This window comes from Paenarthrobacter sp. UW852 (assembly GCF_024608385.1).
Classification (GTDB): Bacteria; Actinomycetota; Actinomycetes; order Actinomycetales; family Micrococcaceae; genus Arthrobacter.
The window spans coordinates 130,819-146,122 of the sequence record NZ_JAMSGY010000009.1; the positions used below are offsets into that span (position 1 = coordinate 130,819).

The 15,304-nt window shown below is 61.9% G+C and carries 15 protein-coding genes; 6 read left to right on the forward strand and 9 right to left on the reverse strand.

The genetic code is table 11. The features are described 5' to 3' along the window. Positions 1 to 125 precede the first annotated feature (125 nt). A complete protein-coding gene (locus NEK97_RS16155; RefSeq protein ID WP_257370813.1) occupies positions 126 to 1,424 on the forward strand; it encodes an alpha-L-fucosidase in 1,299 nt (432 codons plus the stop codon). 37 nt (positions 1,425 to 1,461) lie between these two features. Then, on the forward strand, positions 1,462 to 2,427 hold the full coding sequence (locus NEK97_RS16160) for an aldo/keto reductase (protein ID WP_257370814.1): 966 nt from the start codon (positions 1,462 to 1,464) through the stop codon (positions 2,425 to 2,427). On the opposite strand, the gene NEK97_RS16165 is transcribed toward NEK97_RS16160, so the two are convergent. The 5 genes from NEK97_RS16165 to NEK97_RS16185 form a co-directional block, all read right to left on the reverse strand. Then, positions 2,424 to 3,095: a FadR/GntR family transcriptional regulator gene (locus NEK97_RS16165; protein WP_235520993.1), complete on the reverse strand. Its 672-nt coding sequence runs from the start codon at positions 3,093 to 3,095 to the stop codon at positions 2,424 to 2,426. The genes NEK97_RS16160 and NEK97_RS16165 overlap by 4 nt on opposite strands. A 124-nt stretch (positions 3,096 to 3,219) precedes the next feature. Beyond that, complete coding sequence (locus tag NEK97_RS16170; protein WP_257370815.1) at positions 3,220 to 4,728, reverse strand: amino acid permease; 1,509 nt, start codon at positions 4,726 to 4,728, stop codon at positions 3,220 to 3,222. A gap of 144 nt (positions 4,729 to 4,872) precedes the next feature. Further along, the gene (locus tag NEK97_RS16175) at positions 4,873 to 6,288 is read right to left on the reverse strand and encodes an aspartate ammonia-lyase (protein WP_257370816.1); all 1,416 of its coding nucleotides are present in this window, start codon (positions 6,286 to 6,288) and stop codon (positions 4,873 to 4,875) included. 13 nt (positions 6,289 to 6,301) lie between these two features. Next, positions 6,302 to 7,324, reverse strand: coding sequence for an asparaginase (locus tag NEK97_RS16180; RefSeq protein ID WP_257370817.1), 1,023 nt, complete (start codon positions 7,322 to 7,324; stop codon positions 6,302 to 6,304). Next, entirely contained in the window at positions 7,321 to 8,049 is a 729-nt protein-coding gene (locus NEK97_RS16185) for a FadR/GntR family transcriptional regulator (protein WP_257370818.1), read from the reverse strand. The genes NEK97_RS16180 and NEK97_RS16185 overlap by 4 nt, the downstream gene beginning before the upstream one ends. Positions 8,050 to 8,141: 92 nt before the next feature. Here NEK97_RS16185 and NEK97_RS16190 point away from each other — a divergent pair, with 92 nt between their 5' ends. The 3 genes from NEK97_RS16190 (at position 8,142) to NEK97_RS16200 (ending at position 9,880) form a co-directional block, all read left to right on the forward strand. Continuing rightward, positions 8,142 to 8,648: a hypothetical protein gene (locus tag NEK97_RS16190; RefSeq protein WP_257370819.1), complete on the forward strand. Its 507-nt coding sequence runs from the start codon at positions 8,142 to 8,144 to the stop codon at positions 8,646 to 8,648. 79 nt (positions 8,649 to 8,727) lie between these two features. Next, positions 8,728 to 9,336 (forward strand): hypothetical protein, encoded by a 609-nt coding sequence (locus NEK97_RS16195; RefSeq protein WP_257370820.1) that lies wholly within the window; start codon positions 8,728 to 8,730, stop codon positions 9,334 to 9,336. Between the two features lie 82 nt (positions 9,337 to 9,418). Continuing rightward, positions 9,419 to 9,880, forward strand: a complete 462-nt coding sequence (locus tag NEK97_RS16200; protein ID WP_257370821.1) for a DUF3817 domain-containing protein — start codon at positions 9,419 to 9,421, stop codon at positions 9,878 to 9,880. Positions 9,881 to 10,199: 319 nt separating this feature from the next. On the opposite strand, the gene NEK97_RS16205 is transcribed toward NEK97_RS16200, so the two are convergent. From NEK97_RS16205 to NEK97_RS16215, 3 genes are all read right to left on the reverse strand, one after another. Beyond that, a complete protein-coding gene (locus NEK97_RS16205; RefSeq protein WP_257370822.1) occupies positions 10,200 to 11,117 on the reverse strand; it encodes a hypothetical protein in 918 nt (305 codons plus the stop codon). Between the two features lie 26 nt (positions 11,118 to 11,143). Beyond that, positions 11,144 to 11,821 carry a DUF6318 family protein gene (locus tag NEK97_RS16210; RefSeq protein ID WP_257370823.1) on the reverse strand — a complete coding sequence of 226 codons (678 nt, stop codon included), beginning with the start codon at positions 11,819 to 11,821 and terminating at the stop codon, positions 11,144 to 11,146. Between the two features lie 105 nt (positions 11,822 to 11,926). Beyond that, complete coding sequence (locus NEK97_RS16215) at positions 11,927 to 12,304, reverse strand: RNA-binding S4 domain-containing protein (RefSeq protein ID WP_018779945.1); 378 nt, start codon at positions 12,302 to 12,304, stop codon at positions 11,927 to 11,929. 369 nt (positions 12,305 to 12,673) lie between these two features. On the opposite strand from NEK97_RS16215, the gene NEK97_RS16220 reads away from it, so the two are divergent. Beyond that, positions 12,674 to 14,065: an MATE family efflux transporter gene (locus NEK97_RS16220; RefSeq protein WP_257370824.1), complete on the forward strand. Its 1,392-nt coding sequence runs from the start codon at positions 12,674 to 12,676 to the stop codon at positions 14,063 to 14,065. 1 nt (position 14,066) lies between these two features. On the opposite strand, the gene NEK97_RS16225 is transcribed toward NEK97_RS16220, so the two are convergent. Beyond that, the gene (locus tag NEK97_RS16225; RefSeq protein ID WP_257370825.1) at positions 14,067 to 15,176 is read right to left on the reverse strand and encodes a sulfite oxidase; all 1,110 of its coding nucleotides are present in this window, start codon (positions 15,174 to 15,176) and stop codon (positions 14,067 to 14,069) included. Between the last annotated feature and the right edge of the window lie 128 nt (positions 15,177 to 15,304).

Here is a 15,304-nt window from a genome sequence, read left to right on the forward strand (position 1 = left end):
GGAAATGTGACCCGTTGACAAGTAATACATCAGATGTTTAGTGTCGATGGGAATCTGGACTTCAAGATCCAAATGAGCACCGTGATACTCAGCTTTCCGAACAGCCCTGCATGGAAGGAAACCCGTTGATCCAGCACGCACCATGGTTTGAAGAGGCCCGTTTGGGGATGTTCGTGCACTGGGGACTCTATGCGCTCCCTGCCCGGCATGAGTGGGTGATGAACCGGGAGGAAATCAGTGTTGAAGTCTATGAACAGTACTTCCGGCGCTTTGATCCGGATCTTTACGATCCCCGTGAGTGGGCCCGTGCCGCCCGTTCCGCGGGTATGAAGTACGTGGTCCTCACCACCAAGCACCATGACGGCTTTTGCTTATGGGACTCGGCTCTGACCGAGTACAAGGCCACCAAAACGCCCGCCGGTCGGGACCTGATCCACCCGTATGTCGAAGCGCTCAGGGCCGAGGGGTTGAAGGTCGGTTTCTACCACTCGCTTATCGACTGGCACCACCCGGACTTCACCATCGACGGGGTACACCCGCAACGCAACGCGCCCGACGTCGAGAGTTTGAACAGCGGACGGGACATGGCCCGCTACCGGGAGTACCTGCACGGCCAGGTTCGAGAACTCCTGAGCAACTACGGCACTATCGACTACCTGTTTTTCGACTTTTCCTACGCAGGGCTAGGGCAGGAGGAGTTCTGGGGCGGCAAAGGCCGGAAGGACTGGGATTCCGAGGCCCTGCTGGCCATGGTGCGGGAGTTGCAGCCCGGAATCATCGTCAATGACCGGCTGGATATCCCGGGAGACTTCATCACGCCGGAACAGTACCAGCCCGCCGGCCCCATGATGCTCGACGGCGTCCCGGTCACCTGGGAGGCGTGCCAGACCCTCAACGGCAGCTGGGGCTACGACCGCGACAACCTCGACTACAAGTCCGTGGATATGCTCATCCGGATGCTCGTTGACGGGGTGTCCAAGGGCGGCAACCTGCTCCTGAACGTCGGCCCGACAGGGAGGGGCGCCATCGATCCCCGGGCATTGGCCTCGCTGGAAGGAATTGGCGAGTGGATGACGTTGCACTCCCGCTCCATCTACGGCGCCGGGGCCTCGGCATTCACAGCCCCGCAGGATGCCCGCTACACGCAGCGCGGTGACCGGCTCTACGTGCACCTGTTCGCGTGGCCGTTCGAGTACGTCCATCTCCCGGGCCTGGCCGGCAAGGTCGAGTATGCGCAGTTGCTGAACGACGCCTCCGAGGTGTTCCTCCGTGAAGTCGATCCCCAGCAGCAGGCAATGAACTTGACCCCTGGCGGCCAGCCTCCCGGAACGTTGACCGTGAAACTCCCGGTCCAGCGGCCCGACGTCGCGGTTCCGGTGATTGAACTGTTCCTGAAGCCCGGTGAGCGGGTGGATCGCGCTTAGCGGTTTGCCCGGGGGAGGATTGGGGTATCCACAAAGTATGGGAGTTGCCTTGACACCACTGAACCTCGGCAAGCTCGGTTTCGGCGGGGCGGGCATCGGTAACCTGTACCGGGCCATCCCGGAGGGGGAAGCCCTTGCCACCGTTCTCGCTGCCTGGGACGCGGGCATCCGGTACTTCGATACGGCTCCGCACTACGGCTTGGGCCTCTCGGAGCAACGGTTGGGCGCGGTCCTGCGGGACAAGCCGAGGGACGACTTCGTGATCTCCACCAAGGTGGGCCGGCTGCTCGAGCCGAACGCTGCCGGTGGCCAGGATCCGGAGGGCTTCGACGTTCCAGCTACCGCCAAGCGCGTGTGGGACTTCTCCGAGGCGGGCATTCGCCGCAGCATCGAGGATTCGCTGGACCGGCTTGGCCTTACTCACGTGGACATCGCCTATCTTCACGATGCCGACGTCCACGATCTCCGGGAAGGAATCACGCAAGGGCTGCCGGCTTTGGAAAAGCTACGGTCCGAAGGCGTCGTCAAAGCCATCGGCGTTGGCCTCAACTCGGCCGAGGCGGCATTGGAATGCGTCGAGGCCGCCGACCTGGACCTCGTCATGCTCGCTGGCCGATACACGCTTCTGGAGCAGCCCACGGTTCCGCTCCTGGAGCGCTGTGTGGAGCGCCGCACCGGCGTCGTCAATGTTGGCGTCTACAACTCGGGCCTCCTGGCCCGCGCAGACGTCCCGGACGATGCGCACTACAACTACGATCAGGCGCCGCCACACCTATTGGAGCGGGCGCGACGCCTGGCGGAAGTTTGCCGCGACTTCGGGGTGGAACTTCCGACGGCGGCGCTCCAGTTCCCGCTGCGCCATCCGGCCGTGGTGAACGTGACGGCCGGGGCGACCTCTCCCGAACAGGTAGCCTCGAACGCCGCGCGGATGGAGGAGTCTGTTCCCGAAGAGCTGTGGGACGCCCTGGCGGCCGTTGGCGGTGACACCCAGTCCGGCGGTTAGAGCGCCTGGCGCAACCAGTTCTCCACGCCGCTGATGTGCACGGTGGCCAATGCCCGCACCAATTCCGCATCACCGCGCTCCAAAGCGTCCGTGATGGCCCGATGCTCGGACAGGGTGTGGGCGACAGCCTTCTCCTGGGTCAGCCCCCGCCAGATCCTGGCCCGCACCGTGCTGCTCGACAGGGCTTCGAGGAGGCTGCCGAGGTAGTCGTTTCCCGCGGCTTCGGTGATGATGCCGTGGAATTCGAGGTCGTGGGCCACGAGCTCCTCGACGTCCGTGTTCTCGTCGATGCCATCCATGGTGCCGCGAAGCCTCTTGAGATCTTCGGCGGTGATTTTCCCGGCTGCCAAGTGTGCGGTGGCCGGTTCAAGGATTCGTCGGACCTCGAAGAGCTCAAGGATGGACCGGTCCTGGTGCAGGTCGACCACGAATGCGACCGCTTCATTAAGGAGTTTGGCGTCGAGGCTGGTCACGTAGGTTCCATCGCCGCGGCGGACGTCCAGCACGCGGATCAGCTCCAGGGCTTTGACCGCTTCGCGCAGTGAACTCCTTGAAAGTCCGAGCCTTTCGCTCAGTTCCTTTTCCGGCGGAAGTCGATCGCCGGCTTTGAGTTCCCCACGGATCAGCATGTCTTTGATCTTGCCGATCGCCTCATCTGTGACAGCCATGGACCAATAGTAGCCACCAATGATCGGATGTCTGCTTACGCCGCGAAGGGCGTTAAGCTACGACGGCGGCACCTGGGTTCCGCAGGTACGGAACCCGGGTGCCGCCGTCGTGAGTTGGCGTTTGTTACCTGTCGCCGCCCGGGAGGGGGCGGTTGGCGATAACCGGGGCGCTGCCGGTGTAACCATCGCGGGTGGCGGCAAGCTCATGGATCTGCTTGCGGCACAGGAACCAGCCCCAGACCATGAGGCCACAGGCGATTGCGGTGACCAGCATGGTGAGCGGCGACTCGATGAACACCATGACCAGCACGCCGGCAAGGAAGATCAATGACAGCCAACCCGTGTACGGAGCTCCGAAAAGCCGGAAGGACGGGCGCTTCACCCAGCCCTTGTCGGACCAGCGTTTCAGTTGCATCTGGCACAGGACGATGGTGGCCCAGGTGACGATGATGCCTACGGAGGCGACGTTAAGGACGATTTCGAAGGCGTCGGACGGGACGAGGTAGTTCAGCGGAACACCGAGGAGCGAGACACCGGCGGTGATGGCGATGCCGCCGTAAGGAACGCCTGCCTTGTTCATGCGCTGTGCGAACTTAGGGGCCGAACCGGCCACCGACATGGAGCGAAGGATGCGGCCCGTGGAGTAGAGCCCGGCGTTCAGTGACGATAGGGCAGCGGTGAGGACCACGAGGTTCATGATGACATCCACGCCCTGGACGCCGATGGAACCGAAGAACGTCACGAACGGGCTGACGCCCTTCTGGTACGAGGTGTACGGGAGAAGCAGGGCGAGCAGGATGACCGAGCCAACGTAGAACACTGCGATACGGAAGACCACGGAGTTGATGGCCTTGGGCATGATCTTCTCAGGGTTGGGCGTTTCACCGGCAGCGGTACCCACGAGCTCGATGGAAGCGTAAGCGAACAGCACACCCTGCATGAGGATGATCATTGGCAGGATGCCATTCGGGAAGATGCCGCCGTTATCGGAAATGAGGCTGAAACCGACCGTCTGGCCATCAACAGGGGTACCGAAGATGACGAAGTAGGTGCCAACCAGGAGGAAGGCCACCAGTGCGGCCACCTTGATCAGCGCGAACCAGAACTCCATTTCGCCGAAGACCTTCACCGATACCAGGTTGAGGCTAAGGACGACGACCAACGCGATCAGGGCCCAGGCCCACTGCGGAACGGCGCCCATCCACGGGACGTACTTTCCGAAGAAGTTCATGTACAGCGCGGCCGCCGTGATGTCCACAATCGTGGTGGTGGCCCAGTTGATCCAGTAGAACCAGCCCGAGACGAAGGCTGCCTTCTCACCATAGAACTCACGGGCGTAGGAGACGAAGGATCCCGACGACGGGCGGTGCAGAACGAGTTCACCGAGTGCGCGAAGGATCAGGAAGGCGAAAAAGCCGCAGACTGCGTAGGCGATGACGAGGGACGGGCCAGCTGCGTTGAGCCGGCCGCCGGCGCCCAGGAACAGGCCGGTGCCGATGGCGCCACCGATCGCGATCATTTGGATCTGGCGCGGCTTCAGGTCCTTGTGGTAGCCGGAGTCCTCCTTGTGGAGGGATTTCTCCGTGGCATGCGCTTGGGCCGGGACCGTGTGGTCCGTGATGGGGTTGGTCATTGGAATCCTTAGGGGTGTCCTGTTGGGGTGTCCATGGAAGTGCCCGGTTCGGGATCCGGGCTCGCTGGACAGTGCCGCGTGGGGGTATGCCTCATGGGGCGTAACGGCTGGCGGAAGCCGCTGGGTTTATTGGCCAGTTTGAGCCTATTTGCTCAGATTCGCCAGACGTTCAGGGCTGAGCAGTTCTTCGAGCTGGGACGCGGTCAGCAGACCATGTTCCAGAACGAGCTCTGCAACGCCTTTGCCCGTTGCCAGTGCCTCCTGTGCAATAGCAGTGGCGGAGGCGTAACCGATATGGGGGTTCAATGCCGTGACAAGGCCGATCGACTGCTCCACGGTAAGCCGTAGCCGTTCGGTGTTTGCGGTGATGCCCCGGACACAGCGGGCCGTAAGGGTGCGGCACGCTGCTTCCAGGTGGGAAATGCTTTTGTGCAGGCTGTGCACAATGATCGGCTCGAAGGCGTTCAGCTGAAGCTGGCCCGCCTCCGCGGCCATGGTGACGGTTACATCGTTGCCGATGACCTCGTAAGCCACCTGGCTGACCACTTCCGGGATCACCGGATTGATCTTGCCGGGCATGATCGACGAACCGGACTGCACAGCCGGAAGGTTGATCTCGCCCAAACCCGCACGCGGTCCCGAGGACAGCAAGCGGAGGTCGTTGCAAATCTTGGAAAGCTTCACAGCCACGCGCTTGAGCACACCGGAGAGGTGCACGAAAGCGCCAACATCCTGGGTGGCCTCGATCAGGTCCGCGGCCGTGAGCAAAGGAAGGCCGGTGATCTCTGCCAGGTGGCGGCATGCAGCGTCCGCGTAGCCGGCCGGGGCGTTCAAGCCCGTTCCGATGGCGGTTGCCCCCAGGTTGATCTCGTGGATGAGCATGTGCGACTCGTCCAGGCGGGCCCGGTCCTCGCCGATGGTGACGGCGTAGCCGCCGAACTCCTGGCCCAACGTCATGGGGACTGCATCCTGAAGCTGGGTGCGGCCCATCTTCACCACGGTTCGGAACTCACGGCCCTTTTCGGCGAAGGCCACCTCGAGCTCCTCGAGGGCCTCCAGCAGTTCCTTGACCGAGAAGATCGTGGCCAGGTTCACCGCTGTTGGGTAGACGTCGTTGGTGGACTGGCTCAGGTTGACGTGGTCGTTCGGGTGCAGCTTGGAGTAGTCGCCCTTGGGGTGGCCCAGGATTTCCAGCGCACGGTTGGCGATGACCTCGTTGGCATTCATGTTGGAGCTGGTGCCGGCGCCGCCCTGGATCACGTCCACCATAAACTGGTCCTGCAACATGCCGTCCATGATGTCCTGGCAGGCTTGCTCAATGGCCCCTGCGCGCTCGGCGTCCAGGAGTCCGAGCTCGTGGTTGGTGCGGGCTGCGGCTTGCTTCACAGCGGCCAGGCCCCTGACAAGGTGCTTGTTGGTGGAGAGCGGCTGCCCCGTGATGGGGAAGTTCTCGATGGCGCGGAGGGTATGGACGCCCCAGTAGGCGTCCGCGGGTACATTGCGGTCGCCCAGAAGGTCGTGTTCGGAGCGGAGGGGGATCGCCTGATCGACGGTGGTCATAGCTGTCCTTGGTTTAGTTGCTGAAAATTTGGGCTGCACGGAGCTCGCCGACCGGAAGGCCGCCGCCCAGTACAGGTGGGCTTTGAAGCGTGTCCAAGCTGCCGCCGTCGACACCCAAGTGGCGGAGGACCTCAACGGTGACGGGCATGCGGGCGCGATCACCGCCGTCGGAAATCTTCACGGCGACGCCCGTGCCGTCGGGGATTCCCACCAGCTGGAGGCCTTCAAAGCCGTCCTTCGCAAGCAGTCCCGGGACGGCGCGCATCAAAGCCGTGACATCGCGGCCTTCACCGGCGACCATCTCCGGGAAACGGCGCATGGCGTGCGCCACCTTGCCCTCGTTGGTGTCCGCGTCCGCGGCGGCCAGACGACCGTAAGCCCGGGCCATTCCGTGCAGCGAGTGGGCAAAAAGCGGGGTTCCGCAGCCGTCAGTGCTGACCGCTGCGGCTTCCTCGCCGGTGAGTTCGGTAATGGTGTCGCGGACCAGGACCTGCAGGGGGTGCTCCGGGTGCAAGTACCCCTTCACAGGCCAGCCATTGATGACGCAAACGGCGGTCATGGACGCGTGCTTACCTGAACAGTTCTGCGCGATCTGGGTGGGACCGTTGCCGGCGCGAAGCCATTCCTCGCGCTCCTTTACTCCATAAGGGAGGTCAGTGCTGTTGGCGAGGTCCTTTTCGGTAAGGCCATGCAGCTTCAGGATTTCCTGGGCGCCGCTGCGGTGCATTTCTGCCCCCGAGTGGCTTGCTGCCGTGAGTGCCAGAAGGTTCTCCGAAATGTCCAAGCCGGCTTTAAGGAGTGCAACCGCCTGGAGCGGCTTCAAGCTTGAACGCGGGTACATCGGCGCATCCGGCTCACCTGCTGATGCTGCTGTGCTGCCGTCTTCGTTCAAGGCGACCAGCGAGCCGTAATGGATGCTCTCCACCAACCCGTCGCGGGTTACCTCGACGAGCGGGACGTGGTTGGGCGCATTCCGCGCCTCGGCCTGATGGGCCGGTGCTGCTGGGACGGTCATGGTGTCCTTTGGGTGGGTCATTTGCTGAGGATCGTGTCCAGGGCGACGCTGACGGCCTGAAGGTGGTCGGCCATTGCCTTGCTGGCGGCTTCGGAGTCGCCGGCTTCGATGGCGTTGAGCACTGCGAGGTGTTCCTCGTCGGAGCGGTGCTGCCGGTCCGCCACAAGGTTGAGGGTTTCGGACTGGTGGGCCAAAGCCTCGCGGATGTCTGAGACAACGCTGGCGAACACCCGGTTTCCGCTGGCGCGGGCGACGGCGGAGTGGAACGTGGCGTCCAGGTTCACCCAGGCTTCGGGGTCGGTCTCGTTGAGCATTTCCTGGACGATGTCCTTAAGGTGCTCGAGTTCCTCGTCGGTCCTCCGTTGAGCCGCGAGCCCGGCGGCCGGGATCTCGATGTGGGGACGTGCTTCGTTAAGATCGCGTGCGCTGTACTGTCCCAAGGTAAGGTCGTTAGCGACCTTGTTGGCCACAATGAACGTGCCCTTGCCGGTTTTGGTCATGGTCAGGCCCAAGGTGTTGCAGGACCTCAAGGCCTCCCGGATGACTGAGCGGCTCACACCGTACTGGGCGGCGAGCGTCGCCTCGGAGCTCAACTTGGTGCCGACGTCGAACTGGCCGCCCTCGATGGCACGCCTTAGGGCCGCGAAGACCGCTTCAGCTGCGGAAATGCGGGAGATCGGGGTGTGCGCAGCGGCATTGCCCGGGAACTCGGGTTGTCCAGCTGTCCGGCTGTCTGACAGGTTCACGCTTTGAATATGGCACGGGTCACAAGGCACTGTCAACGCTGAAAGAACCGCTTCACGGTTTGGCGATAATCCGTGGTCAAGCACAATGGACCATGCTCTTCACCAAAAAGTCCCTCACCGCCGATGGCTTCACCGGGTTCAGGCCGCTCGACGAACTCGATCCCATGCGGATTCCCCAGGGACCCGGCATCTTTGTGGTGCTCCGCCCAGCGGATTTTGAGCCCGCATTCCTTAGCAAGAGCACTGCAGGGACATTCAAGAAGAAGGACCCCTCCCTCAAACGGGAAGCGCTGGAAGCCGAGTGGCTCCCGGAAGCTTCCGTGCTCTACGTGGGCAAAGCCAGCGCCGGCAGCCAGGGCAACCGAGGGCTTCGCAAACAGATCCAGGAGTTCATGGACTACGGCCGTGGGCGTCCGACCGTCGTGTGGGATGCGCGGCTCATCTGGCAGCTGCGGGACGCCCTCGACCTGGTGATCGCCTGGAAGGAACTCCCCGCGTCCGAGGTCAACCCGGCCGAAGCCGCCTATCACGCTGACTTTGTGGCCAGCTTTGGCCGGCTTCCGTTTGCCAACCTTGTCCAGGCGCGAGCCCGGAAATAGGGGTTAGCGTTCGACGGCGGACGGTCGGCTGACGCTGCCGACCTCCCGCCCGCTTCGGATCCGGCGCATAATGTGATCCATGACGGCCAGTGACCCCGCTCGTGGCAAACCGGAAGGGCTTCGCATCACCGTCGAGGTGCCGGTTCTCAGCGTCGGCGCCGGCCTTTCCGACTATGAGGGACTCGGACGTTACGTCGATTCGCTCCGCAAACCGTCGGGACTCCACATGACACTCCTGCACGTCGGGATCCTGGACCACCTCCTGGCGGACATCGAGTCGTGGACCAAAGGGCGCTCGACGCCGGAGAAGGTGCTGCCCGAAATCGTGAGCTGGCTGACCGAGCTGCCGGTTCTGGAAGGGTTCCTGGGAAAGTCCAATCGATTGATTCCACTGGGCGGTGGACGGTTGATGGGCCTTGAGGTGGACGTTCCCCAAGAGGTCCACGACTATCAGGCCCTCCTGGTTCAGGGGCTCCACGTTCTTCTGGACGATCTTGGGCTCGACAATATCGACGACTTCATCCTGGGCTCACGGGCCCTTGGTTACAGGTCCCCGCGGTGGCTGCCCCATATCGCCATCGGTAAAGCAAAATCCAGACACGAAATCCCTATTGAAATCGCGCCCGTGGCCATCGGGTTTGGTGATTCCCGGATCCGGAACGCGAAGGCACTGCCCTCGGCACAATGAATTGTCGTTGGGAGTTGACGCACGGGAAGTTCTACAGCCCGTAGAATATGATGCGTCTCCCGTTTTCTACCTGAGGACTCCCATGCAGCCGCGCACCCTGTTCCGTACCATCGCTTTTGCCGAGGCCGTGACGTGGACGCTGTTGCTGATTGGGCTCTTCCTTAAGTACGTCACCCGCACCACTGACGTAGGCGTGAGCATCGCTGGCGGCATCCATGGATTCGTGTTCCTTTGCTATGCCGCCACGGCTGCCTTCACCTGGATCAACCAAAAATGGTCCACACGCACTGGCCTGCTCGCGATCATCTCGGCAGTCATTCCCTATGCCACTGTCCCCATGGAGAAGTCGCTGGATCGTCGCGGTCTCCTTGCCGGAGGCTGGCGTTTGGCCGCTGGGGGAGAGAACCCGCGCGGCGGTTTGGAAAAGACCCAGGCGTGGGTCTTGAGGAATCCGATCCTCGCTGTGCTGGTGACGCTCGTGGCTGTGGGAGTGGTCTTTAGTTTCCTGCTCTTCATGGGCCCTCCAGGTACCTGGTTCTCCTGAGCTTTATCGACCAAAACGATGAAATCCCGTGTCTTCCCTGGAGGGCCGGACACAAACGTTGGTTGAGGCCCCGTCGGCAGACACCGACACCGACGGCGGGACACAGTCCCGGCATGCGCTCAAAAGAACCACACTTGCCAGTGCCACTATGGCCGATTTCACGCGGGCAGAGGCTGAAAACCGGGCAACGAATTGTCGTTTCATCGCAGGTACTTCTCCCTAGGGATTAATTGGCATGGGCGGTCTATGGGCTGATCGGGAGTTGAAGATTTTGGGCGTGACGGCATCAGGTGCCCGCCCAGTCCGTAGTGCTGTCCTGCTACTTGGCCGTTTGGGGGCAGCCCCATGATGTGGGGTTTTGGTCGCAGGTGTCGGCGACGAGGGCTTTTTCTGTTTTCCAGACGTGGATGGTTTTGGGTGGTGTGGTTAGGTCGAGGGTTCCGTTGATGGGTAGTGGCGGGCCGTTGTTGACGGAGTAGGTTCCGGTGAAGCTGGTGGTGAGGGTGGTTGGGTAGTTGCCGGTTTGGGTGTAGGTGTGGCTGTTGCGGGTCTGGGTGGTGAGCCATTGGGTTTGGGGGATGGGGTAGCCGGCGGTTGGTGTGGGGCCGAGTTTGGTGCCGTCGCCGTAGGTGTAGGTGTAGTTTGCGGGGGTGGCGGTGAGGTGGACTTGTTGGCCGAGGATGGTGAGGTCGAAGGTTTGTTGTTTGGGTGTGGTGTAGAAGTTGGTGGGTCCGCCTTTGAGGGTGTTGGGGAAGGGTTGGGCTTGGAGGGTTCCTGGGTTGATGGGTAGTTGGCGGAAGTCGTTGAGGATCCGGGCTGCGATGTTGGCCAGGACGTTTTCGGGTTTGGTGTCGTAGAGGCAGGTGGGTCCGCTGACTGTGGGGTAGTCGGTCCAGACAGGGTTGGTGATTGATTTCGGGGCTTGTCGCCAGATCACTGGCGTGCCTGGCTCGCTGTCGGGTGTTTTCGGTGGGCAGTCCAGGGTGAGGCAGCCCTTGTCCGGGGTGTCCGAACCACCCGAGCGGCAGTGGACATCGGCCATGTACTGGTTCGGGTCCTCGACGATAGGCGTAGTTCCTGCTTTGGGTTCCGATTTGCCTGTTTCTGGGTTGAATACGAATGTGGCTCCGACAGCAATGGCTTTTTCGCCACGGCCAACGGTGATTTGCCCACCGTCATCAACCGCTGCCACTGCGTGGGCCGTAGTTCCCGTGGAGCAAGCAAGGGCAAATGCCAAGCCGCACAGCGTGGCGTGGATTGACCTCATTTCTGGCCAACAATCATTCCGTTGTCGACCACTCGCCAGTTGTGTCCTTGAAATTCGAGGAAGACAGCTTCTGCGATGTTGGAGGCGGGAGTCGACTTCAAACCTGCTGACCCATCCGCGTTGAAGTAGTGCGCTTCAGTTTGGACAACTTGGACTCTTGCTTGTTGCCTAACTGCAGCATCAATCCATTGAACCTCTATGGTTGGGGCGGTTACCGTTCCTCCGACTATCCATCTGCCCTGGCTGTAGTTACGTTCGATGGCCTTCACATATGAGGCTGCTAAGGGATTTGTCGTGTCGGTTACCTCGGACCAGCTCGATAGGTCCCCTGTCTCGATCGCATATGAGTAGGTCGCGTACCAATACCCAATAAACGCCTCCAATCCCGCCTTCGAGTTCTCCTTCGCCAACTCCGGCATCACCGGTACAGGCACATTCTGGGCCTTGCCATTCGCATCAGCCGGCTTGTAGGCAGCGGAAGAACTCGAAGTAGCCGAAGCAGCCGGCATGGTCGCGCTCGAGGCGGGTGGCGCCGTCGTCGTGGTAATGGCGGAGGGCGGTTCGCTGGGAGTCGAGCCGCCCTGGCAGCCACCCAGCAGCAACACAAGGACGCTGCCCACGACGAAAGTCCGGGCATCCGAAGACGAAAAAGTAGCACGTGAAACGCGAGACATGACAGGCTCCCCAGCAGCTGTTCGGCGGTGTGCCGGTCAGTCTAGGCCGGGGCAGGTGAAGGTTTCATGTCAGAAAACGCGGCCTGTGGAAAACCGCCACAAGAGCTATCCCCGCAGCTTCTCCATGTCCCGGCGGTCCTTCTTCGTGGGCCGGCCAGCGCCGCGATCGCGCTGGGGCAGTCCGAGCTTGGGGGCCACCGGCCGAGGAGGTGTGTGGTCTGTGAAGCAGTGCGAGGCAGCTTCGGCTCCGACACGCTTGGCGATGAGCCGCCGCACCTCAAGGATCCGTTCCCATCCGGATTCACGCACGCGGATGGTGTCGCCAATGATCACGCTTTGCGAAGCTTTTACCGGGTTTCCGTTGATCCGGATGTGCCCGGCGCGGCAGGCGGCAGTAGCGGCAGACCGGGTCTTATAGGCGCGGATCGCCCATAGCCAGGCGTCGACGCGGACGTTCGCTGGGGATGACGACGGGATGCTCATCCATGAATTGTCCCCGATGACAGGGATCTGTGCACGGCGGACACGAGCCTCCTGGGCGCCCCGCAAGGGTCCACGGTCAATATGACTTGCAGCAATTCAATAATTCATATAGCTGGACAATAAATCCTGGATGGAAGGGCTCGGCGTCCAATTCCAATGCAAGGAGCTATTGCCGCGACGCCCAATAATGCAATCCAGGGGACCTCCGGTTTCGGGCTCAACCCATGTGTTAGCGTGTTTCCCGTACTGACCAGTACATATAGCTGGAGTTCAATTAGTCTTTGATCGAATGGAATAAGTAATTGACAAGAGCTATGAGAATTTCCTTACTTCCGTCAGTGCGGCAGCAGCTGGCAGCAAGCTGAGCTGATGTCGAAACAGGTCAGTTCAACGGAGGATACGGCGGCGCCGGGGGCTGCCTCCCATACCGTCCTTTCGCCGCGGACGTTCACTTCCTTGGCTGGGACCATGTTCGCAGTCGATCTCCTGAGCGCGGGAAACGGGGCCATTGACCTCGCCTTCGTGGCACCGTTTGGGGTGCTCATGGTGGCCGGCATAGGTCTGGGCGATCTGGTGACCGCACTGTTTATGGCCTTCTTTGCGGGCATCGTCGACGTTTTTGCTGTGAAATTGGCCCGTGCCGAGGGACGCGACGACGCCGGCAAGCTATTGCCCACATTGTTTGCTGGCCTGCTTTTGGTCGCCGCCGTTTGGACTGCTGCCGGTCTGCTGGTCAGCCGGATTGTTCCGCTGATATTCGATGTTGTGGGCTCTGAGCCGACTGTGGCTGCTATTGCGACCGACTACTTGACGGTGCGAATGATTGGCATTCCGTTTACGTTGGCCTTGGCCGCTGTTTCGATCACCCTGCGCATTGTGGGACGACAACGCGCTTCAATACTTCTCATCGCCACAGTGTTTGTGCTGAACGCGGCCTTCAACGCCGCTCTGGTTTATGGCCCGCTGAAAGTAATGGCAGCTAATCCGGTGATGGCGGTGGCCATTGCGACGGTGATCGCCCAGGTTCTGACTGCAGCTTGCGGTTTTGTCATTCTAGTTCGGCATTTCTCACGATCCCGCGCGGAACGCGTTGCCGGCATGGACCAACAGCGGATCCTTCCATTGACCCGGGAGATGTTCACGACGAGCCTTGGCGTCGGACTAAGGCAGATGAATAACTACGCCGCAGCCGTGGTGCCCTTCATGCTGATCAGCCGTTTGGACGTAGGCACTGTCGCCGCTGCAGCGGTGGCGACGAGAATCTGGACCCTCTACTGCCGGGTACCGCAAGCGACCCTTGGCGCCGTCGGCGTCTTTGTCGGATACTCCCGGGGCCGCAGCCAGCAGGATGCCCACGCCGTAGTGCAACGTTCGCGCAAGTACGTTGTCTGGCCGAGTTTCATCGCCGCTGCAGTCGTGGCAGTGGCCGTCCCGGTGCTTGCCAAGTTTCTGGGCGGTGGCCAGGTTGACGTCGGTCTCGTCTGGACATTGACTGCCGCGTATCTCATCGCGGTTCCCGCCTACGTCGTGGAAAATCTGTGCGGCGAGATCCTGACGGTGGAACAACGGGCTGCATGGCTGTCCTTGCCATCAACGGTCGTCACGTTTCTGGTAACCATTCCGATCGCCGTCGTCGGGATCCTGGTCTGGGAATCGGCGCTGGTGGCCGTTGCGTCCGCAGCTGCCGCATCGCTTCTGCTGGCCCTGAGGTACAGCATGCGGACCCGGCAGCTCGGGTACCGGCTCATCGGAGGGTCCTGAACTACCGCACCGTCACCTCTACGCGCTGCGCCATATTGTTCCCGATGCCCTGGTAATTCCACACCTGTTCCGTGGGTTGCAGCGCACCCGACGTATCCATCGCCCGGCACCGCAGTACGTGCTCTCCCGGGCTCGCGACCCACACCATGGACCACGAACGCCACGCAAAATCACCCAGCGCCGGTTCCAAGTGCGCGGGCATCCATTCGCCGTCGATCCCCACTTCGACCCGCTCCACTTCGCCGTGACCGGACCATGCTCGCCCATGCAGCATCACTGGACCGGCGTCCACTACGCGGCGACGCGTGAAGAAATCGGGAATGCCGGGAGGAATCATCAGGGAGCGCACACGGATATGCGTCACAGGCAGGCCCGGCCCGTCGGGTCCCTGCAGGTAGTGATACGCGACCGCCTGCTGAAATCCCATGAACCGCGATGTCACAGCTTCGATCGACGTCAACCACTTCACGCTCGCCATTCCATACCAGCCGGGCACCAGCAATCTCAAGGGGAATCCGTGCTGTAGCGGCAAGGGATTTCCGTTCATGGCATATACCAGCATGACTTCGGGATGCATCGCCTCAGCGATCGAAAGGCTGCGCGCGTATGGCTCTTCGACCCCGCTTTGGATGCCGCTGTCGGCACCGGTAAAGACAAGTTCGACGGCGTCACTCGCCAAACCCGCTTCCTCCAACAGGGGTGCCAAGGGAGTTCCCGTCCACTCCGCGGTACCCACTGCTCCCAGACCCCAGGGCTGGCTTAGTGGACGCGGCTGCAGGAGCGAGCGCCCATTTCCGGCGCACTCCAAGGTGACAGGCATGGTGACGGAGGGCCTGGCTTTGATGTCATCCAGGCTCAACTCAAGGCCGCGTTGGAAAGAACCGTCCAATCGCAGGCGCCAGTTCTCTGCGGACACGTGGGGGATGTCGAAGTGGATGAGCAGGTAATGAAGGCCGGCGGGTGTGATGTCGTCGTGCAGGGCCTCCAACGGCATGGAATGGTTCCGTCCGGAGAGCTGCAGCTCTTCGTGGGTCAGCGGACCGTCGGTGGGCTGCCCGGAAGTGGGCTGCCCGGAAGTGGGGGCTTTTTGCTTGACGTGGTGATCGGACATGGGACGGCGGCGTTCTACTGGGAGCTAAACGCTGCGGAGTGCCGCAGCACCTAGGACAAGGATCACGCCGCGGGCAGAACTCCGTCAATAGCTCGTTGTGGGGCCCGCTGATCAGGGAAAATCACCCC

Bases quoted from the DNA above. Each gene is read 5' to 3' on its own strand.
- NEK97_RS16215 (WP_018779945.1), bottom strand. From the start codon at position 12,304: ATGAGCATCCCGTCGTCATCCCCAGCGAACGTCCGCGTCGACGCCTGG.
- NEK97_RS16180 (WP_257370817.1), bottom strand. From the start codon at position 7,324: ATGACCCACCCAAAGGACACCATGACCGTCCCAGCAGCACCGGCCCAT.
- NEK97_RS16175 (WP_257370816.1), bottom strand. From the start codon at position 6,288: ATGACCACCGTCGATCAGGCGATCCCCCTCCGCTCCGAACACGACCTT.
- NEK97_RS16170 (WP_257370815.1), bottom strand. From the start codon at position 4,728: ATGACCAACCCCATCACGGACCACACGGTCCCGGCCCAAGCGCATGCC.
- NEK97_RS16190 (WP_257370819.1), top strand. From the start codon at position 8,142: ATGCTCTTCACCAAAAAGTCCCTCACCGCCGATGGCTTCACCGGGTTC.
- NEK97_RS16195 (WP_257370820.1), top strand. From the start codon at position 8,728: ATGACGGCCAGTGACCCCGCTCGTGGCAAACCGGAAGGGCTTCGCATC.
- NEK97_RS16220 (WP_257370824.1), top strand. From the start codon at position 12,674: ATGTCGAAACAGGTCAGTTCAACGGAGGATACGGCGGCGCCGGGGGCT.
- NEK97_RS16160 (WP_257370814.1), top strand. From the start codon at position 1,462: ATGGGAGTTGCCTTGACACCACTGAACCTCGGCAAGCTCGGTTTCGGC.
- NEK97_RS16210 (WP_257370823.1), bottom strand. From the start codon at position 11,821: ATGTCTCGCGTTTCACGTGCTACTTTTTCGTCTTCGGATGCCCGGACT.
- NEK97_RS16165 (WP_235520993.1), bottom strand. From the start codon at position 3,095: ATGGCTGTCACAGATGAGGCGATCGGCAAGATCAAAGACATGCTGATC.
- NEK97_RS16225 (WP_257370825.1), bottom strand. From the start codon at position 15,176: ATGTCCGATCACCACGTCAAGCAAAAAGCCCCCACTTCCGGGCAGCCC.
- NEK97_RS16200 (WP_257370821.1), top strand. From the start codon at position 9,419: ATGCAGCCGCGCACCCTGTTCCGTACCATCGCTTTTGCCGAGGCCGTG.